Raw genomic sequence first — 17,040 nt, forward strand, 5'->3', positions numbered from 1 at the left:
CGGCTATAATCGCCCGCTTTTCAACCGTTTTCAAAACATTACGCCATGCAGCCCCTGAAAAACGACACCTTCCTCCGCGCCCTGCTCAAACAGCCCGTCGAATACACGCCGGTTTGGATGATGCGGCAGGCCGGACGCTATCTGCCCGAATACAAAGCCACCCGCGCACGCGCCGGCAGCTTTTTGGATTTGTGCAAAAACACCGAACTGGCCACCGAAGTTACCATCCAGCCGCTCGAGCGTTTCGATTTGGACGCAGCGATTTTGTTTTCCGACATCCTTACCGTGCCCGACGCGATGGGTTTGGGGCTGTATTTTGCCGAAGGCGAAGGGCCGAAATTCGAGCGGCCGCTGCAACACGAAGCCGACATTGCCAAGCTGGCCGTACCCGACATGGCGCGTCTGCAATATGTGTTTGACGCGGTAACGTCCATCCGCCGCGCCTTAAACGGCCGTGTGCCGCTGATCGGGTTTTCCGGCAGCCCGTTCACGCTGGCCTGCTACATGGTCGAGGGCGGCAGCAGCAAGGAATTCCGCACCATCAAAACCATGATGTACTCGCGCCCCGATCTGCTGCACAAAATTTTGGAAGTCAACGCGCAGGCCGTAACCGCCTATCTCAACGCGCAAATCGACGCGGGCGCACAGGCGGTGCAGATTTTCGACACTTGGGGCGGCGTGTTGAGCGACGCGGCTTTCCAAGAATTCAGCCTGCGCTATATGAAGCAGATTGTCGCCGGCCTCAAACGCGAAAACGAAGGCCGCCGCGTGCCCGTTATCCTGTTTGCCAAAGGCGGCGGACTGTGGCTCGAGGCGATGGCCGAAAGCGGCGCGGACGCGCTGGGTTTGGATTGGACGTGCAACATTGGCCAAGCCCGCGCGCGCGTCGGCGGTAAAGTTGCCCTGCAGGGCAATTTCGACCCCTTCGCGCTGTTTGGCACGCCCGAAGCCGTCCGCGCCGAAGTGTCGCGCATTCTGGCCGATTACGGCGCAGGCAGCGGCCATGTATTCAACCTCGGCCACGGCATCAACCAGCACGCCGACCCCGAACACGCCAAGATTCTGGTGGACTCGGTACACGAGCTGTCGCACCAATACCATCTTTGATCCAAGCAGGCGAAAGGCCGTCTGAAAACGTTTCAGACGGCCTTTCGCCACCCCGCCCTGTTAGAAACACCGTCCGCATCCCGCCGCCAAAACCGCGCCGCCGTTTTTCAGACGGCCTCCGCACCCCAAAGGCCGTCTGAAAAAGCAAAACGGGCGGCACGACGCTTGAGTGTAATTTTCTGTTACAGCATAACCATACTTGGTTATAATATGTAAACGAACTCTCCGTCCGCAATCAGAAAAACGCTTCATTCCCGGCTCGACAACCCGAGGCAGCCCGCCCGTATCCGTTTTCAGAAACGGCATCCCGCAAAATACGGCGGGGACGGCCTGCCGCCGACAAACAAAGAAGGCTCATCATGAGTGAAAACGAAGCAGTCATCAAACAACCCCCGCGCCTGTTTGCCGAAACACAGGAAATCATCGCCGAGTTGGAAGGCCGTCTGAACGCCCCGCTTCTGTGCTATTGGAACAGCAACGGCGGCAGCATCTGCCGCAACGACGTGCTCGCGCTCTACCGCATCCTCGAACACGTCGACCAGCACGACACCGTCTACCTCTTCATCAAAAGCGACGGCGGCTCGGGCAAAGAAGCCCTGCGCATGATCAACCTCATCCGCAGCCACTGCCGCAGCCTCGTCAGCCTGATTCCCCTGCAATGCGCCTCTGCCGCCACCATGATGGCCATCGGCGCCGACGAAATCCAAATGGGGCCGATGGCCTACCTCAGCTCGGTGGACACCTCCCTCACACACGACCTCTCGCCCATCGACCGCGACAACGACCGCGTCTCCGTCAGCCTCGACGAACTCAACCGCGTCGTCAAACTCTGGCAGAAAAACACCGAAGACACCGGCTCCAACCCCTACAAATCCCTGTTCGACTACGTCCACCCCCTCGTCATCGGCGCGGTAGACAGAGCCGAGTCGCTGTCGATCAAACTGTGCGAAGAGCTGCTCTCCTACCACATCGGCGACCCCGTGCGCGTGCACAGCATCGCCGAAATGCTCAACTCCGGCTACCCCACCCACAGCTACCCCATCCTCACCAAAGAAGCCCGCCGCATCGGCCTCAACGCCCGCGATCTCGACAAAGCCACCAACGACCTGCTGCTCATCCTCAACGCCCAATACAGCGAAATGGGACAGCGCGCCGTCACCGACTTCGACGACACCCGCTCGCACTCCAACGAAATCCTCAACATCCTAGAAGCGCGCAACATCCAAGTCTTCTACCAGAACGACAAAGAATGGTTCTACCGAACCGAAGAGCGCCGCTGGCTCACCCTCAACGACAACTCCAACTGGCACGTCACCGAACGCCTCAACGGCGAAATCTGCCACTCCATCCTGCACCTGTCGTAAAGGGTGCAAAAGGCCGTCTGAAACCCGTTCAGACGGCCTTCCCTGTATAATCCGCCTCCCGCCCACCAGCCCGTTTTGCCATGCACACCTGGACAGAAGCCCTCGCCGGCGAAAAACAAAAGCCCTACTTCCAAGCCATCCTCGACACCGTCCGCGCCGAACGCGCCGCCGGACAAACCGTCTACCCGCCCGCCGCCGACGTCTTCAACGCCTTCAAAGCCACCGAATTTGGCGGCGTCAAAGCCGTCATCCTCGGCCAAGATCCCTACCACGGCGCAGGCCGGGCGCACGGCCTCGCCTTCTCCGTACGCGAAAACATCCCCGTGCCGCCCTCATTGCAAAACATCTACAAAGAACTCGCCGACGACATCCCCGGCTTCACCGTCCCCGCCCACGGCTGCCTGCAACACTGGGCGGATCAGGGCGTGCTCCTGCTCAACACCGTCCTCACCGTCCGCGCCGGACAAGCCCACTCCCACGCCGCCCTCGGCTGGGAAACCTTCACCGACGCCGTCATCCGCCGCCTTGCCGAGGAACGCCAACACCTCGTCTTCATCCTCTGGGGCAGCCACGCGCAAAAAAAAGGCGCGTTCATCGACCGCAGCCGCCACCTCGTCCTCACCTCACCCCACCCCTCCCCCCTCTCCGCCTACCGCGGCTTCTTCGGCAGCCGCCCCTTCTCGCAAACCAACGCCTATCTTGCAGCACACGGTCAAAGCCCCATCGACTGGCAGGTATGAGCCGCGAATACAAAAAGGCCGTCTGAAAATGGCCGTCTGAAAACGCAGAACCCGTTTTCAGAAACGTCATTCCCGCGTTTATGCCCCGAAGGGGTACTGACAGGAACGGCCTCCGAAGGACAAAATGCCCCGCGCCGCCGTTTTCCAGTATCATCCCGTCTTTTTCACGCCAAGCCGCCCATGAAACGCGCCAAACGCTACCCCTTCAAAAAAATCCTGCGCCAACGCCTCGCCCTCCACTTCGACAACCGCTCAACCGCCGCCGAAGTGCCGTCTGAAAACCAATTCCGCCGCTGGGCGTGGCAGGCCGTCAAACAACAATACCGCCGCGCCGACATCTCCGTCGTCCTCCTCGACGAAGAAGAAGCCCGCGCCTGCAACCGCGACTACCGCGGCAAAGACTACGCCACCAACGTATTAAGCTTCGCCCTCGACGAAGGCGAAACCCTCCCCGCCCTTTCAGACGGCCTGCACGGCGACCTCGTCATCTGCCCCCAAGTCGTCCTCAAAGAAGCCGCCGAACAAGGCAAAACCCCCGAACAGCACTACGCCCACCTCACCGTCCACGGCGTCCTGCACCTCATGGGCTACGACCACATCGACGATGACGAAGCCGAAGAAATGGAAGCCCTTGAAACCGAATTGCTGCATCAGTTAGCATACCCCGACCCGTACAAATAGGAACAAACACAATGGACGACAGCCCGTCGAAACCCAACTTCCTCGAACGCATCATCCACCGCCTCAGCGGCAACGCCCCCGACACCGCCGAAGGCGTCCTCGCCCTGCTGCAGCAGGCGCACGAACAACAAGCCTTCGACGCCGACACCATGCAGCGGCTGGAAAAAGTCCTCGACTTCGCCGAACTCGAAGTGCGCGACGCCATGATCACCCGCTCGCAGATGAGCGTCGTCAAAGCCGGCGACAGCCTGGAACGCATCATCCCCTACATCATCGAAACCGCCCACTCCCGCTTCCCCGTCATCGACGGCGACAAGGACACCATCCTCGGCATCCTCCACGCCAAAGACCTGCTCAAATACATCGGCAGCAGCGAACCCTTCGACCTCGAAAGCCTGCTGCGCCCCGCCTGCTTCGTCCCCGAAGGCAAAAGCCTCAACGCCCTGCTGAAAATCTTCCGCGAACAACGCCTGCACATGGCCATCGTCGTCGACGAATACGGCGGCACCTCCGGCCTCGTCACCTTTGAAGACGTCATCGAACAAATCATCGGCGACATCGAAGACGAATTCGACGAAGACGACTCCGCCGACAACATCTTCCCCGTCTCATCCGAGCGCTGGCGCATCAACGCCCAAACCGAAATCGACGACATCAACACCTACTTCGGCACCGATTATTCCGGCGAAGAAGCCGACAGCATAGGCGGCCTCGTCATCCGCGAACTCGGCCGCCTGCCCGTGCGCGGCGACAAAATCGCCCTGCCCCCCCTGCTCTTCACCGTCGCCCGCGCCGACCCCCGCCGCCTGCACACCCTGATGGCGGTGAAAATCAAAACGGCAACAAAAAAAGAACCAAACTGACAAACGGCCTTGGCATCACCCGCCAAGGCCGTTCGGATTTGCAAGGCCGTCTGAAAAGGCCGTCTGAAAAACCTGCTTCGCAGGTTTTTCAGACGGCCTTGTTTTTGCCCATGCGGTACATCATGCCGCCTGCGGGCAGGGCGAGCAGTACGGCGGCAAGGAAAACGCTGCCGTAGCCCCAATGCTGCGCCAGGCGCAGGGCGGCGAAACCGGCGGCGTAGCTGCCGGTGAGGATGACGGAAAATTGCAGGCTGCTGTCGAGGGCGGCGGTTTGGCGGCTGGATTTTTCCATCATCAGCGCAAGCAATACGGGCATCAGCAGGGTGTAGCCGAGACTGAGGGCAACCATCAACGCGGGGCTGACCCACGCGGGGGCGCCGGTGTATCCGACCGCGGCGTTGGCCAGCAGCAGCGGCAGTTGCAGCGCAAAAAGCGGCAGCATCAGGCTTTGCGGAGCACGGCTGCGGGCGAGGCGGCCTGCCAGCGGCGTAACAATCAGGCAGGCAACGGGGATGGCGACAGCGAGGATGTTGCCGGTTTGCACGGGCGTGTAGCCCGCGTCGGCGAGCTTGGGTACGAACACGGCGGCGCAAAAGGCGTAGGGCAGGGTGGCGAAAAACAACAGGGCAAACCAGCACCACCCCGTGTGCGGCTGCCGCCAGAAGGCAAACAGCCGCGCGGCAAGCTGCGCCACGCTGCCGCCCGCCGCGCGGCTTGCAGGCTCGCGGTAGGGCAAAATCAAGGCAAGCAGCAGCAGGGTAAAGGCCAGCATGAAGGCGCAGGCCGTCTGAAAGCCGTGTTGCTGGTAAAACCACAATACCAGTGCGCCGCCGATCATTTTGCCGCCGCGTGCGGCCATGGTTTGCACCACGCCGCCGAAGCCGAGTTCGCGCTTGGGTAGGACGATGCAGCTTAGGCCGAGCATGGCGCAGCCGTAGAGCGTGCCCGATACGCTCAAAACCAAACACAAAGCCAGCAGTAGAGGAAAATGCGGGCTCACGTCGGCAAACGCCATCACGGCGAATGCGGCGGCCAGCGCCAGCGTCGCGCCCGTCAGCCACGGACGGAAGCGCCCGCGCGGGCTTGTCGGGCAGCCGTCCATCAGTGCGGCAAACAGCACTTTAAACGCTTCGATGCCGCCGATAAGCTGCACCCAGCTCAACTGTTTCAGGCTGTAGCCGTCGTGTTTAAGCACGGTCATCAGGGCGACGAGGTAAAAGCCGACGAGGGTGAATTTGTAGGTGCTGCCGAGCGCGAGCAGCAGCCAGTCGCTGCGGCGCGGGGCGGATGTTTCGTGGATTTCAGACGGCCTAGTCATGGCGGCTCCTTTTGTGGCGGGTTTGTCGGCCGGAAAGCGGGCGGTGTACGGGAAAGGCCGTCTGAACGCGCGGATTCGGGTTTTCAGACGGCCTGCACATGCCGTTGCAATGCCGCTTCGGCAGCGGCCAGCGCGGCGGCTTCGCTTGCTTCGACGATGTAGTTGACGCCTAGCGACGGGGCAAGTTTGGCCGATTGTTGGCGCATCAGTTCAAGCTGCGGCGGATCTGGCTCAACCAGCAGCATGGCGGCGCAGCGTTCGGCAAGCTGCGGCTGATGCGCCTTAATCCACGCCAGATAGGCTTTGCGGTCGGCAATGCGCTGCCCGTCGCTTTTTTGCAGGCGCATGGGAGCGCAAACGGTGGCAAACGGGCTGTGCGCGTGGGCGGCCAACAGGGTTTCAAATTCGGCAAGCCAGTCGGCGAAATCCTGTACGGGGGTCAGGTCGGTGAAGTAAACCGTGCCTTCGGGCAGGGTTTTGATTGGGGTGAAAAAGGGCATGGCGGAGTTTCCTTTGCAGTTGGGGTTTCAGACGGCCTTTTGCGGTTTGTACGGCGTTTGTGCGGGCGGGCAAGCAGTTTTGCAAACTGCCACCCCCACCCCGCCCCTCCCCCGCGCGGGCGCAGGGGAGGGAGTAGGTTGGCGCGGTATTCAGACGGCCTCAAAACCGCCATTCGACGCTGGCGCCGACGCTGCGGGGGCGTTGGTAGAGGGCGTCTTGGCGGTCGGCGGTGGAGATGAATACGGGGCGGCGGCTGTTGAAGACGTTGTCGGCATACAGCGACACACGGCCTTGTTTGAAGTTGTAGGCGGCATACAGATTGGTTTGGCTGTAGCTGCCGATTTTGCCGGTTTCGGCGTTGTCGGCGGCGGAGTAGTAGCCGCCGGAAAAGCGTATGTCGCCGCCGGCTTCAAAGCCGCTCGGGTGCAGGTATTTTGCGCCGAGATTGGCGGTGTATTTCGGTGCGCGGCCGAAGCGGTTGCCTTCGATGCCGCTATTGGGGTAGCGGCTGATTTTGCTGTGCAACAGGCCGACGGCGGCGGTGAGTTTGAGATGTTCGGCAGCCTGCCAGTCGGCGCCCAGCTCCGCGCCGTAGGTGCGGGCGGCTTCGGCGTTGCGGATAACGACGGAGTTGGTGCCGAGATAAAACGGCAGCTGCATGTCTTTATAGCGGCTGTGGAACAGGTTGCCGCTCAGCTGCAGGCGTTTGTCGGGGCTTTTCCAGCGGGTGTACCACTCGAAGTTGTTCACATACTCGGGTTCGTAGGCGTAGGTAACGACGGGGCGGCCGAAGGTGATGCCTGCGCCGCCGGGGTTGTAGCCGCGCACGGCTTTGAGGCCGGTAATCCATTGCGCCGACGGTTTGTAGGCGATGTCGATTTTGGGCAGGAATACGGTTTGGCCTTTGTCGAGATCAAGATGCAGCGCGCCGCTGCCGCCTTGGCGCTTGTGCGATTCTTTTTCGATGCGTCCGGCCAGGGTGATGTCCCATTGGTCGTTCGGGCTGGCGGTCACTTCGGCGAAGGCGGCGGAGACGCGGTTGCGGTCGTCAAATGTGTTGCGACCGCCGATGGCGCGGATGTCCACCCATTCGTCCTGGCTGCTGCGGAAGTAGTGCAACCCGGCCAGACCTTTCAGACGGCCTGAGTCGGTGTGCCAGTGCAGCGTAGGCTCTATTTGGAATTCGCGCCCTTTCAGTTCGGCCGGCACGCCCTGCGGGCTGACGCTCATCGGCAGATGCAGGCGCTCGTTTTGGTAGCGGCTGTACACCAACTTGTTTTCCAGCCGCAGATTGGGCGCGGCCTGCCACGAGATGTCCCAGATGCCCGAGGTCGATTCGGTAACAAATACGGGTTTTTCTTTGAGAAAACGGCGGCTGGCAGTATTGCCGAGGATTTCGTTTTGTGGCGCGCGCGAGCGGATGCGGTTGACGGTGAGGCGGCTGAACAGGTCGGGATGCTCGGCGGGGGCGTAGAGCAGTTTGAAGCGGATATTGGTGTTTTCCACGCGGCGCGGGTTGCCGGTGGGATCGTAGGAAATAAAAGGCTCGTAACTTTCGCGCTGCTGGCGCTCGGCACTGAGGCGGAAAGACAGATTGTCTTTGACCAGCGGCCCGGAAATCACGGCGGCGGCGTTGCGGGTTTTCTGGTTGCCCAAGCCCAAACGCAGCGCGCCCTCCCATTCCGGCGTCGGGTCTTTCGAGCGCATCACCACCGCGCCCGCAATGGCGTGCTGGCCGCGCACATCGCTTTGCGCGCCGCGCAGGATTTCCACCTGCTGCATATCCCACAGCGACTGCGTGCCGAAGGCGTATTCGTTGTACGTGGCGGAGCGGCCGTCTATCGACAGATTCAGGCGCGGCCGCGTACCGGCGAAAAAGGCCACCGCGCCCACCGCCGGCCCCGAGCCGTCCACGCCGCGCACCGTGGGCAGGTCGTTGCCGCTGCCCAAATCCACGGTGTTCACCGTCTGCTTGAGCAGGTCGGTGGCGGAAAGATTGTGGCCGCTGCGGTCGATGTCAGGCGTGGTGAAGACTTTGTGGCTGGTGCCGGTGGCAAAGCCGCTGCGTTTACTGCGCTCGCCGGTAACGACGACTTCTTCCAAGGCCGTGCTTTCTTCGGCTTTTTCGGGCGTTTGGTCGGTGTCGGCATAGGCGGGGCAGGCAAAAGCCAGCGCCAAAAGCAGCGGCAGGCGGCGGGGTTGGGACAGGCACATATTGTTCTCCTTGTTTTCAGACGGCCTTTATTAGGCAGTTTAATTTACAGATTTACATTAAAATAACGATATTTGTAAATTTTAGTCAGCCAAAAAGAAGAATGCAAGCCTTTATCAGGAATAGTTTTGAGGCATCAGGCCGTCTGAACATAAAATCCGCCGTAAAAATTTGCAGAGAAAGCCAAAAAACATGAACACAAACAAACGGCAAATCCTCGCCGACACCGCCCGACAACTGTTTCACCAACACGGCTTTGCCGCCGTATCCGTTGACAGAATCTGCCGCGAAGCCGCCGTCAGCCGCCCGACGTTTTACAAATATTTCAACGGCAAAAGCGCCATCGTGCAGGCGGTGGTTGTCGAACAGAAAAACCGCGTGCGCACCGAATTGGAAGCCGTATTGGCGCAATGCGGCACATTGGAAAGCATTGCCGATACCTTTTGGCGGCTGCAGCGCGAATCGTTTGCCGAGCTGTATTCCGCCGCCTTTTTGCGCGACATGACCGACAACACCGATTTGGCGCTGGAGCGTTTTTTCAGCGAATTAAACGAAGAAAAGCACGTCTTTTTGCACGGCTTCTTCCACACCCTGCAACAACGCGGTCTGATACGTCCGGACATTCCCGCCGAACTGGTCGGCCTGTTCGTCCGCCACGCCGACATATTGGCCGAACAGGCGCAAACGCTGCCGCGCTATAGCGCCGAGCCGCAACGCCTGCCGCAGGACATTCTCGGCCTGCTGCTGCACGGACTGGCGGGTGAGGCCGTCTGAAAAAGGCCGTCTGAAAAAGGCCGTCTGAAAAAGGCCGTCTGAAAAAGGCCGTCTGAAAAGGCCGTCGTCTGAAAAAGGCCGTCTGAAAAAGGCCGTCTGAAAAAGGCCGTCTGAAAAAGGCCGTCTGAAAAAGGCCGTCTGAAAAAGGCCGTCTGAAAAAGGCCGTCTGAAAAAGGCCGTCTGAAAAAGGCCGTCTGAAAAAGGCCGTCTGAAAAAGGCCGTCTGAAAAAGGCCGTCTGAAAAAGGCCGTCTGAAAAAGGCCGTCTGAAAAAGGCCGTCTGAAAAAGGCCGTCTGAAAAAGGCCGTCTGAAAAAGGCCGTCTGAAAAAGGCCGTCTGAAAAAGGCCGTCTGAAAAACCTGCTTCGCAGGTTTTTCAGACGGCCTTTTTGCGGCAACACGGATGCGGAACGCGCCCGCAAACCGATTGCCGCACGCCCTAATCCCTGTTCTGCCACCTTTTCAGATTGTTGCGCAGAAAGGCGAGCTGTTTGCGGTAGCGGCGGCAGTGGACGCAGATAAACAGATGGTAGGCGAGGGCGAGGCGTTCGCGGCGGGTGAGGCGGCGGTCTTGCGCCTCAGAGAGCAGACGGCAGGCTTGGCGGCATTTGAGCATCGGTTTTTCCTTTATTAGGGTCTGTTGACAATCAGCCTTGCGGCGGTGTTTTTGGCAAAAAATACCCGCCTGCCGCGTCAAAAATGCTCGCAAGGTGTCCAACCTTGCTGCGCTTTTTTCCTTGCATTCGGGCATTTTTTACTCAAAAAACCGTCTCGCAAGCTGAATGTCAACAGCCCCTAGCGAGTCAAAATAAAAAACCTACGGCGTTGCTGCGCCTGGCCGTACTGCTTGTACTGTCTGCGGCTTGCTGCCGTTCTTTTCATTTTGACTCGCTATAAATATTTACGCGGGCAGGTCGAACCAGCGCATTTGCAGGCAGCGGCGCAGGCCGTTGCGGGCGCGGTGGAGGATGACGTAGCAGTTGTCTTTGCTGATGGCAAACTCGCGGCAGATTTCGTCGACGTCCATGCCCATCACTTCGCGTAGGTAGAAGATGCGGGCGGTGTCGGCGGGCAGGCCGTCCATGCAGTGTTCGAGTATGCGGAAGAAGTCCTGCTGTTCGATGCTGCTTTCGGGTTCGTGCCAGGCGGCGGGGCTGGCGGATTCGAGCCAGTGGCCGTCTGCATCGAAGCAGGCGCGGTAGGCTTGGTCGATGGCTTCGTTTTCTTCCTGCAGACTGTCGAGGCTGAGGGTGGTGCGGCTGCTGCGGAAGTGGTCGGTGATTTTGTTTTTCAAAATCGCCATCACCCAGGTTTTGAGGCCGGACTTGCCGCCGAACTGGCTTTGTTTGTCCCAGGCGGCGGCAAGGGTTTCCTGAACGAGGTCTTCAGCCAGGGTTTTGTCGCGCAGCTGGACGGTGGCAAAGCGCAGGATGTCGGGGCGCATGGCGGCGAGTTCGCCGCCGAAGTTTTGCGGGTCGGTTCGGGTCATAAAGGGGGTTCGGACACGGGAAGTAAGACGCCGGCTTCCACCCATTCGGCAATCAGGCCGTTGAGGGTTGCGCTGTCGAGGCCGTCTGAAAGTGCGGCCAGTTTGGCGGCGAGGGAGGAGACGGTGTCGCTTTGCGCTTCTTGGAAGTGGGCGAGCAGGAAGCGGTCGGCGCCGTCGAGGGCGCGGTAATATACCGTGCCGCTCGGGTCGCGCCAAGTGAGGACGGCGGCGGGCGTGTCTTCGTCGATGGTTTCCAGCTCGGAGGAGACGAAGTCGCAGGGGTAGTCTTTCAGGCGCGCGCCCGCCGCCCATTGCAGGACGGTGTCGGCGTCCCATGCGGACAGCGGCTCTTTCTGTTCGGCGGTTTCGGCGTGCAGCAGGTCGGTTTCAAAGGCCATCATGTGCAGGATGTTTTCAGACGGCCTTTCTTCCGCAGGCTTGGCGGCAAGGTAGTCGAGAAACTGTTTGGGAATATCGTTGAAAAACGGCGACTGCGGCCGTGCTTCGATTAGGAAGCGTTCCTGCAGGCGCTGCCACATTTCGGGGGCGATAAGGGCGCTGCTGCCGCTGAAACAGAGTTCGAGAAAGCCGCGCAGGTTGTTGAGCAGCAGGCGACGGTAGACGGCCAGACGCTCGGGGGCGATGCCTGCGGGCGGCGGCAGGGCGGCGTCGCGGGCGTGGTCGGCGAAGGCGGCCTGGAAGGCGGCGGCGGGGTTTTCAGACGGCCTCTCATGCGGCTTGGTGTTCACGGCGCTCCCTTTCGGTTTGCTGTTGGATGGCGGCAATGCGGGCGACTTCGGCTTCGAGTTCGGCGAAGGGCGGCAGGTTGTTGTCGCGTTCGAGCAGGGTCGGCACGCTGCGCGGCAGGCGGCGGCAGACGTCGGCGAACAAGTCCCACACATCGTCGCACACGGGCTGGCCGTGGGTGTCGATCAGCAGGTCGGCGGCCTCGCGGTCGTGTCCGGCCATGTGCATATAGGTGACGCGGCCGGCGTCCACTTGGGCGATGTAGTCGCGCGGCGCGAGCAGGCCGTGATTGACGGCGTTGACGTAAATATTGTTCACATCAAGATGGATGTCGCAATCGGCCTCGCGGGCAACGGCGTTGAGAAACTCGACTTCGCTCATTTCGGCCAGCGGGCTGTGCGCGTAGTAGGAGGTGTTTTCCACGGCGATGCGCATTTCCAGCACGTCCTGCACGGTGCGGATGCGTGCGGCGGTGTGGCGCACCGTTTCCCAGGTGAAGGGCAGCGGCAGCAGGTCGTAAACAAAGCCGTTGTGGTCGCAATAGCTCAGGTGCTCGGAAAAAAAGCCGATGCGGTAGCGGCGGATAAAGTCTTTAATCTGTTTGAGAAAATCTATACGCAGCGGATCGCGGCCGCCCAGCGACAGCGACAGGCCGTGGCAGGCAAGCGGAAAACGTTCGGCCACGCTGTCGAAATCGCGCCGCGCCGCACCGCCCATCCGCAGCCAGTTTTCGGGGGCGGCTTCGATGAAGTTGATGCCGTCGATATCGGGCAGACGGTGGCGGAAATCCACCGCCATGCTGCGCTTGTAGCCGAGTCCGGCGCCTTGCAAAACATTCATTTTGGTCTCCTGACTGTCAAACATGCTTACTGCAAACCGCTTACGGCGGCTTGGGATAAACATACTCGGATTGAGGCCGTCTGAAAGGCCGTTTCCATCTTTCAGACGGCCTCCGTCAGCTTATTTGCTGCCACATTTGCCTTCGCCGCACTTGCCTTCGGCGGCTTTGGCTTTCACCGGCTTTTTCGCCTGTTTTTTCGCGGCACCGCATTTGCCCTCGCCGCACTTGCCTTCGGCGGCTTTGCTTTTAGCAGTTGCCGCAGCGCCGCATTTGCCTTCGCCGCAAGCGCCTTCGGCAGATTTTTTGGCAGCGGTTTTCACAGCCGCCTCACCCTGAACCGCGCGGCCGTCGTGCGCCACGGCAGCCTGGCTGCCCAACAATGCCAATGCACCGGCCAAAGCGGCCAAAGAAGAAGTTTTTTTCATGGTCATACTCCTGAAATAAAAATTAAAAACGAAAAAAGCGAACGTATGCCGGAGAAGGCCGGCAGCCTGTGCAGGCCGTCTGAAAGAAGCCTCAACGAAGTGCAACCGCTTTGCGCCCCTTTTCAGACGGCCTGTATTCTTTACGGCTTGTCTGCCGCCTGCCTGCGCCGCGCCAGCAGCGCATCGAGCGAGAACCTGCCCGCACCCTGCAACAGCAGCGGCAGCAGCAGAATCAGATAAACCACAGCCATTTTGTAACCGTTGTCGCAGACGTTGTAGCCGTTGCCCGCGTGCACCGCATACCAAGCCACCGCCGTCAGCACCATCAAAGCCGCCGCACCCAAGCGCGTAAACAGGCCGAACACCAGCAGCAGCGGCACCAGCAGCTCCGCACCCATCGCCAGATTCCAGCTCAAACCGGCAGGCAGCAGATCGAAAGGAAACGGAAACGCCTCGCGGATGTCGGCAAACCAGTTTTCGCCGCGCCATTTTTCCAAGCCCGCTTCTCCGAACTCGTAGGCGGCAAACAGACGCAGCGCCAGCAGCGCAACGCCCTGCCCCAATCCCTGCGTACTGCGGCACAAACAAGTTTGTTTCATTGCAAATATCCTTTTCGTCACATCATACACGAGTAGACGGCCATACCGCCGAATCCTTACGGCACATCAGCAAATTTTTTACAACAAGAAATCAAGCAAATGAATAAAAAGAAATATTGTTTGATTTCCTGCCCACAGGAAAACAGACGGACAAACAGCAAAACAAAAACAAAATAAAAATGCCGCCGTTCAAACCATAACAAACAGCAGCATGACAGATTTTCAGACGGCCTCTTGCCCGCAAAACGGCAAACGAGCGCGTCACCAAACCGTATCCGCCCCAAACAAAAAAAGCCCGAACATTGCGTTCGGGCTTGCTTATTCATTCGGGCAAAGGCATCAGCCGCCGATACCGGCCAGCAGCGCTTTCGATTTGGCCTGGATTTCGCCGGAGGACTCTTCAATCAGCTCGTACAGCGTTTCGCGCGCCGCATCGGGGTCGCCGATTTCGATATACATCTCGGCCAATTCGTATTTGGCTTCCAAGGGCGCGGTCATGCCGACAGACTCGGAAACAAACGCGGGCTTGTCTTCGCTGGCGGCTTGTGCGGCATCCAGGCTGCCCCAGTCGATAACCAGATCGTCGGCGCTTTCAAGCTGGGCGTCGTCGAAAGTAACCGTGTCGGCCAAGCCGATTTCCGCATCGTCCTGCCAATCGCCGGCGGGAGCCTGCGGCGCTTCGGCAACGGGTTCGGCCGCCAATTCGGCAGCGGCAAACGGATCGGCCAAAGGCTCGGCTTCGGCCACACCGACGGCTTCCGGCTCGATCTGCAGAGCAACTTCCGCCGCAGGTTCGGGCTCGGCAAACGCGGCAAAATCGCCGACAGGTGCCGCGGCTTTCACGGTTTCAACTAGGCCGAAATCGGGCAAATCGGCTGCGGGCGCAACGGTTTCCACGGTTTCCGCAACATCGAATCCCGACAGGTCGGCCGCGGGTGCGATAGTTTCCGCAGTATCGACAAGGCCGAAGTCCGACAGATCCGCTGCGGGCTGATCGGCCGTCTGAACAGGCTCGGCAGGCGCTTCAACCGCGTCAAACGACACTTCCTGCATATCGAACGCAAGCGCAGGTTCTTCAACGACAACGGTTTCCACAGCCTCCGCCGCTTCATTCGGGAACGCGGCTTCAAGCGTTTCGCTTGGCGGCGCAAAATCCAAAGCGGGCTCGGCGGCAGCAAACGGCTCGGGTTCGGCAACAGGTGTTTCAATAGTTTCCGGCACTTCGGCAGCAGGCGCGATTGCCACGCTTTCGAAATCGAAATCCAGCGGCGCGGCTTCGTCGGCTGAGGCCGTCTGAACCGTTTCCCCAACAAACGCAGCGGGTGCGGGCTCTGCCGCAGCCTGCGGCTCGACGGCAAACTCTTCAACGGCAAACGCCAAAGGCTCTTCTTCAGCTGCGATGCCGCCCGTACCCGCCCAAGAAACGGTTTCTTCTACGGTGACGCCAACATCGGCAACGGGTTCGGCGGCAAATGCGGGCGGCTCGGCTTCAAGCGCGGTTTCGGGGCGGGCAAATTCGGCAGTCGCCCAAGAAACGGCGGCGGGCTCTTCCTCTGCCGCTGCGGTTTGCACCGCAAACGCTTCGGCCTCGGGTTCGAAAGCCTGCGGCGCGGCGATGTCTGCTGCGGGTTCTGCAAAAACAACTTCTTCTACTGCTACTGCGGCAGGTTCGGCCGCTGCGGGCGCAGGCGCGGCAGGCTGCGGCGCGGGCTCGGTTTTTTTGACTGCAAATTCGTCGGGCTCGAACACGCTTTCGGTCGACTCGATGCTGTCCCAGTCGGCATTGGCGCGGCGGCGGGTTTCTTCGTCGTCGGTCACCGCGCTGCTCATGATACCAACCTGCTGCTGATCGAGATCGAGTGCGCCGAGGTTCAGATCAAAATCGGCCGCGCTTTCGATCGGGCCGCTCTCGGCGTTGTCGAAGAATACGATATCGTCTTCGATATCGTCGTCGATAAATTCGTTTTCCGCTGCCTGGTTTTTGGTAATCGGCGCTTTCGGTTTTTCGGGTTTGGCAACAGGCTGGTGCAGGCGGATGCCGTCCTGCTGGTCGAAAGGCGATTCTTCGTCTTCCGCCGCAGCGGTTTTCGACGCGGATTTACGGCCGAGCAGCAGCTTGGCCAGCAGCAGCAGAACGGTCAGACCGAGGCCGCCTGCCAGCACCCATTTCCACAGGAAGCTTCCGCCCTCGCCTTCTTCTTCAACAGGCTCTTGCGTCTGCGCGGGAGCGGCGGGCTGCTCGTTTTGCGTGTCTTCGCCGACAGGGGCGGGAGCAGGTTCGGAAGTCTGCGCATCCTGTTCCTGCGGCGGCATTGCGCTGTTTTCCGCTTCGTCGGGGACGGTTTCGGGCTCGGGTTTGGCCGCTTCGGGCGCAGCTTCCGGCTTGGGCGCTTCCGGTTGGGGTTTGGCTTTTTCGACAGGTGCTTTTGCCGCTTCGGCATTTTCAGACGGCACGGCGGACATGGCCGAAGACGGTTTGAAACCGGCAGGCAGGGTCAGCACCGTACCGGCAAGGAGGCGGTTGGGATTGCCGCCGAGTTTTTTCGGATTGGCTTTAATCAGGGCACGCACGGCCTGATCGGGCGACATATTGTCCGGCCGCAGCTGGTCGGCAATGATAAAGAGGGTTTCGTTCGACTGAACGGTGTGGCGGCCGGGTTCTGCCGTTTTCGCTTCGGCCTGCTTGGGCTCGGCCGGTTTTTCAGACGGCTTCTGTGCTTTGGCAGCCTCGGCAGCCTTCTCTTTCTTGGCTGCGGCTTCTTCTTTCGCTTTGCTTTGCTCTTCGCGTGCGGGCTTGGCCGCCTCTTCTTTTTTCTCGTCCTTTTTCGCCTGCGCCGCCACGGCGGCTTTCGCTTTCGGGCTGGCGGGGTCAAGCACGGCGGTGTACTGGCGCGACTGGCCTTTGACGCTCATTTGGAAGACGATAACGGGATCTTTGATCGCGGCAGCGGAGCTGAGGCTGACCACGGCATCGTTGCCCGATTTGCGCACGTTGGCTTTCAGACGGCCGTCTGAAAAGGCGGGCTTGGTGCCTTTGAGCAGCTCTTTGGCTTCTTTGCCGGTGATGGTGACGGTGCCGGAAAACGGTTCGCCCAAACCGGAATTGACGCGCAGCCCGCCCAGCGCGGCCGGGGCTCCCGATGATGCCAACAGCGATACGGACAACGCTATCAGCTTAATTTTACTGTTCGCTTTCAAAATTCATCCCTCTTTGACTGCGGCGCGATTGCGGCCGCGTGGCTTTTACAGCCGCGTATCATAGCTTTGATTGCACATTCTTGCCAAATTTAACACGGTAAAAATGACGCTTATGCCTTTTTCATGTGGCTATCATGCGATTGTTTGCACACGTATCTTTGTCGAACGGCCGTTTTTCCGTTTC

At 60.2% G+C, this 17,040-nt stretch carries 17 protein-coding genes; 6 read left to right on the forward strand and 11 right to left on the reverse strand.

Annotated features, from left to right (window positions below):
* Nucleotides 1-45 precede the first annotated feature (45 nt).
* The 5 genes from hemE (at nt 46) to ACG2K1_RS09535 (ending at nt 4,755) form a co-directional block, all read left to right on the forward strand.
* Nucleotides 46-1,107, forward strand: a complete 1,062-nt coding sequence (hemE, locus tag ACG2K1_RS09515) for a uroporphyrinogen decarboxylase (protein WP_009427147.1) — start codon at nt 46-48, stop codon at nt 1,105-1,107.
* A gap of 359 nt (nt 1,108-1,466) precedes the next feature.
* Complete coding sequence (locus ACG2K1_RS09520; protein WP_009427144.1) at nt 1,467-2,471, forward strand: hypothetical protein; 1,005 nt, start codon at nt 1,467-1,469, stop codon at nt 2,469-2,471.
* Between the two features lie 80 nt (nt 2,472-2,551).
* Nucleotides 2,552-3,211, forward strand: coding sequence for a uracil-DNA glycosylase (ung, locus tag ACG2K1_RS09525; RefSeq protein ID WP_395428678.1), 660 nt, complete (start codon nt 2,552-2,554; stop codon nt 3,209-3,211).
* A 180-nt stretch (nt 3,212-3,391) separates the two neighbouring features.
* The gene (ybeY, locus tag ACG2K1_RS09530) at nt 3,392-3,892 is read left to right on the forward strand and encodes an rRNA maturation RNase YbeY (protein ID WP_009427142.1); all 501 of its coding nucleotides are present in this window, start codon (nt 3,392-3,394) and stop codon (nt 3,890-3,892) included.
* An 11-nt stretch (nt 3,893-3,903) separates the two neighbouring features.
* Nucleotides 3,904-4,755 carry an HlyC/CorC family transporter gene (locus ACG2K1_RS09535; RefSeq protein WP_009427141.1) on the forward strand — a complete coding sequence of 284 codons (852 nt, stop codon included), beginning with the start codon at nt 3,904-3,906 and terminating at the stop codon, nt 4,753-4,755.
* Nucleotides 4,756-4,843: 88 nt separating this feature from the next.
* Here the strand turns inward: ACG2K1_RS09535 and ACG2K1_RS09540 are convergent, their stop codons facing one another.
* The 3 genes from ACG2K1_RS09540 to ACG2K1_RS09550 form a co-directional block, all read right to left on the reverse strand.
* Nucleotides 4,844-6,073: an MFS transporter gene (locus ACG2K1_RS09540; RefSeq protein ID WP_009425415.1), complete on the reverse strand. Its 1,230-nt coding sequence runs from the start codon at nt 6,071-6,073 to the stop codon at nt 4,844-4,846.
* 83 nt (nt 6,074-6,156) lie between these two features.
* Nucleotides 6,157-6,573 carry a hypothetical protein gene (locus ACG2K1_RS09545; protein ID WP_009425416.1) on the reverse strand — a complete coding sequence of 139 codons (417 nt, stop codon included), beginning with the start codon at nt 6,571-6,573 and terminating at the stop codon, nt 6,157-6,159.
* 160 nt (nt 6,574-6,733) lie between these two features.
* Nucleotides 6,734-8,788 carry a TonB-dependent receptor gene (locus ACG2K1_RS09550; RefSeq protein WP_395428677.1) on the reverse strand — a complete coding sequence of 685 codons (2,055 nt, stop codon included), beginning with the start codon at nt 8,786-8,788 and terminating at the stop codon, nt 6,734-6,736.
* 190 nt (nt 8,789-8,978) lie between these two features.
* Between ACG2K1_RS09550 and ACG2K1_RS09555 the strand changes: the two genes are divergently transcribed.
* Nucleotides 8,979-9,560 carry a TetR/AcrR family transcriptional regulator gene (locus tag ACG2K1_RS09555; protein ID WP_395428676.1) on the forward strand — a complete coding sequence of 194 codons (582 nt, stop codon included), beginning with the start codon at nt 8,979-8,981 and terminating at the stop codon, nt 9,558-9,560.
* Here the strand turns inward: ACG2K1_RS09555 and ACG2K1_RS09560 are convergent.
* The 8 genes from ACG2K1_RS09560 to ACG2K1_RS09595 all read right to left on the reverse strand — a co-directional run bounded on the left by ACG2K1_RS09560 (nt 9,482) and on the right by ACG2K1_RS09595 (nt 16,856).
* On the reverse strand, nt 9,482-9,979 hold the full coding sequence (locus ACG2K1_RS09560; protein ID WP_402836958.1) for a hypothetical protein: 498 nt from the start codon (nt 9,977-9,979) through the stop codon (nt 9,482-9,484). The two genes, ACG2K1_RS09555 and ACG2K1_RS09560, sit on opposite strands and share 79 nt — an antisense overlap.
* Before the next feature lie 17 nt (nt 9,980-9,996).
* Nucleotides 9,997-10,173 (reverse strand): zf-HC2 domain-containing protein, encoded by a 177-nt coding sequence (locus tag ACG2K1_RS09565; protein ID WP_157058108.1) that lies wholly within the window; start codon nt 10,171-10,173, stop codon nt 9,997-9,999.
* Between the two features lie 285 nt (nt 10,174-10,458).
* The gene (locus ACG2K1_RS09570; protein ID WP_395429086.1) at nt 10,459-11,046 is read right to left on the reverse strand and encodes a sigma-70 family RNA polymerase sigma factor; all 588 of its coding nucleotides are present in this window, start codon (nt 11,044-11,046) and stop codon (nt 10,459-10,461) included.
* Nucleotides 11,043-11,795: a putative DNA-binding domain-containing protein gene (locus ACG2K1_RS09575; protein ID WP_395429087.1), complete on the reverse strand. Its 753-nt coding sequence runs from the start codon at nt 11,793-11,795 to the stop codon at nt 11,043-11,045. Before ACG2K1_RS09575 ends, ACG2K1_RS09570 begins: the two co-directional genes overlap by 4 nt.
* Entirely contained in the window at nt 11,776-12,633 is an 858-nt protein-coding gene (locus ACG2K1_RS09580; protein ID WP_395429088.1) for a DUF692 domain-containing protein, read from the reverse strand. Before ACG2K1_RS09580 ends, ACG2K1_RS09575 begins: the two co-directional genes overlap by 20 nt.
* Before the next feature lie 120 nt (nt 12,634-12,753).
* A complete protein-coding gene (locus ACG2K1_RS09585; RefSeq protein ID WP_395429089.1) occupies nt 12,754-13,059 on the reverse strand; it encodes a hypothetical protein in 306 nt (101 codons plus the stop codon).
* A gap of 140 nt (nt 13,060-13,199) precedes the next feature.
* Entirely contained in the window at nt 13,200-13,658 is a 459-nt protein-coding gene (locus ACG2K1_RS09590; protein WP_009425447.1) for a DoxX family protein, read from the reverse strand.
* A gap of 339 nt (nt 13,659-13,997) precedes the next feature.
* A complete protein-coding gene (locus ACG2K1_RS09595) occupies nt 13,998-16,856 on the reverse strand; it encodes a FimV/HubP family polar landmark protein (protein WP_157697534.1) in 2,859 nt (952 codons plus the stop codon).
* Between the last annotated feature and the right edge of the window lie 184 nt (nt 16,857-17,040).

The sequence above is a fragment of the Neisseria sp. 23W00296 genome, from assembly GCF_044772855.1.
Taxonomy (GTDB): domain Bacteria; phylum Pseudomonadota; class Gammaproteobacteria; order Burkholderiales; family Neisseriaceae; genus Neisseria.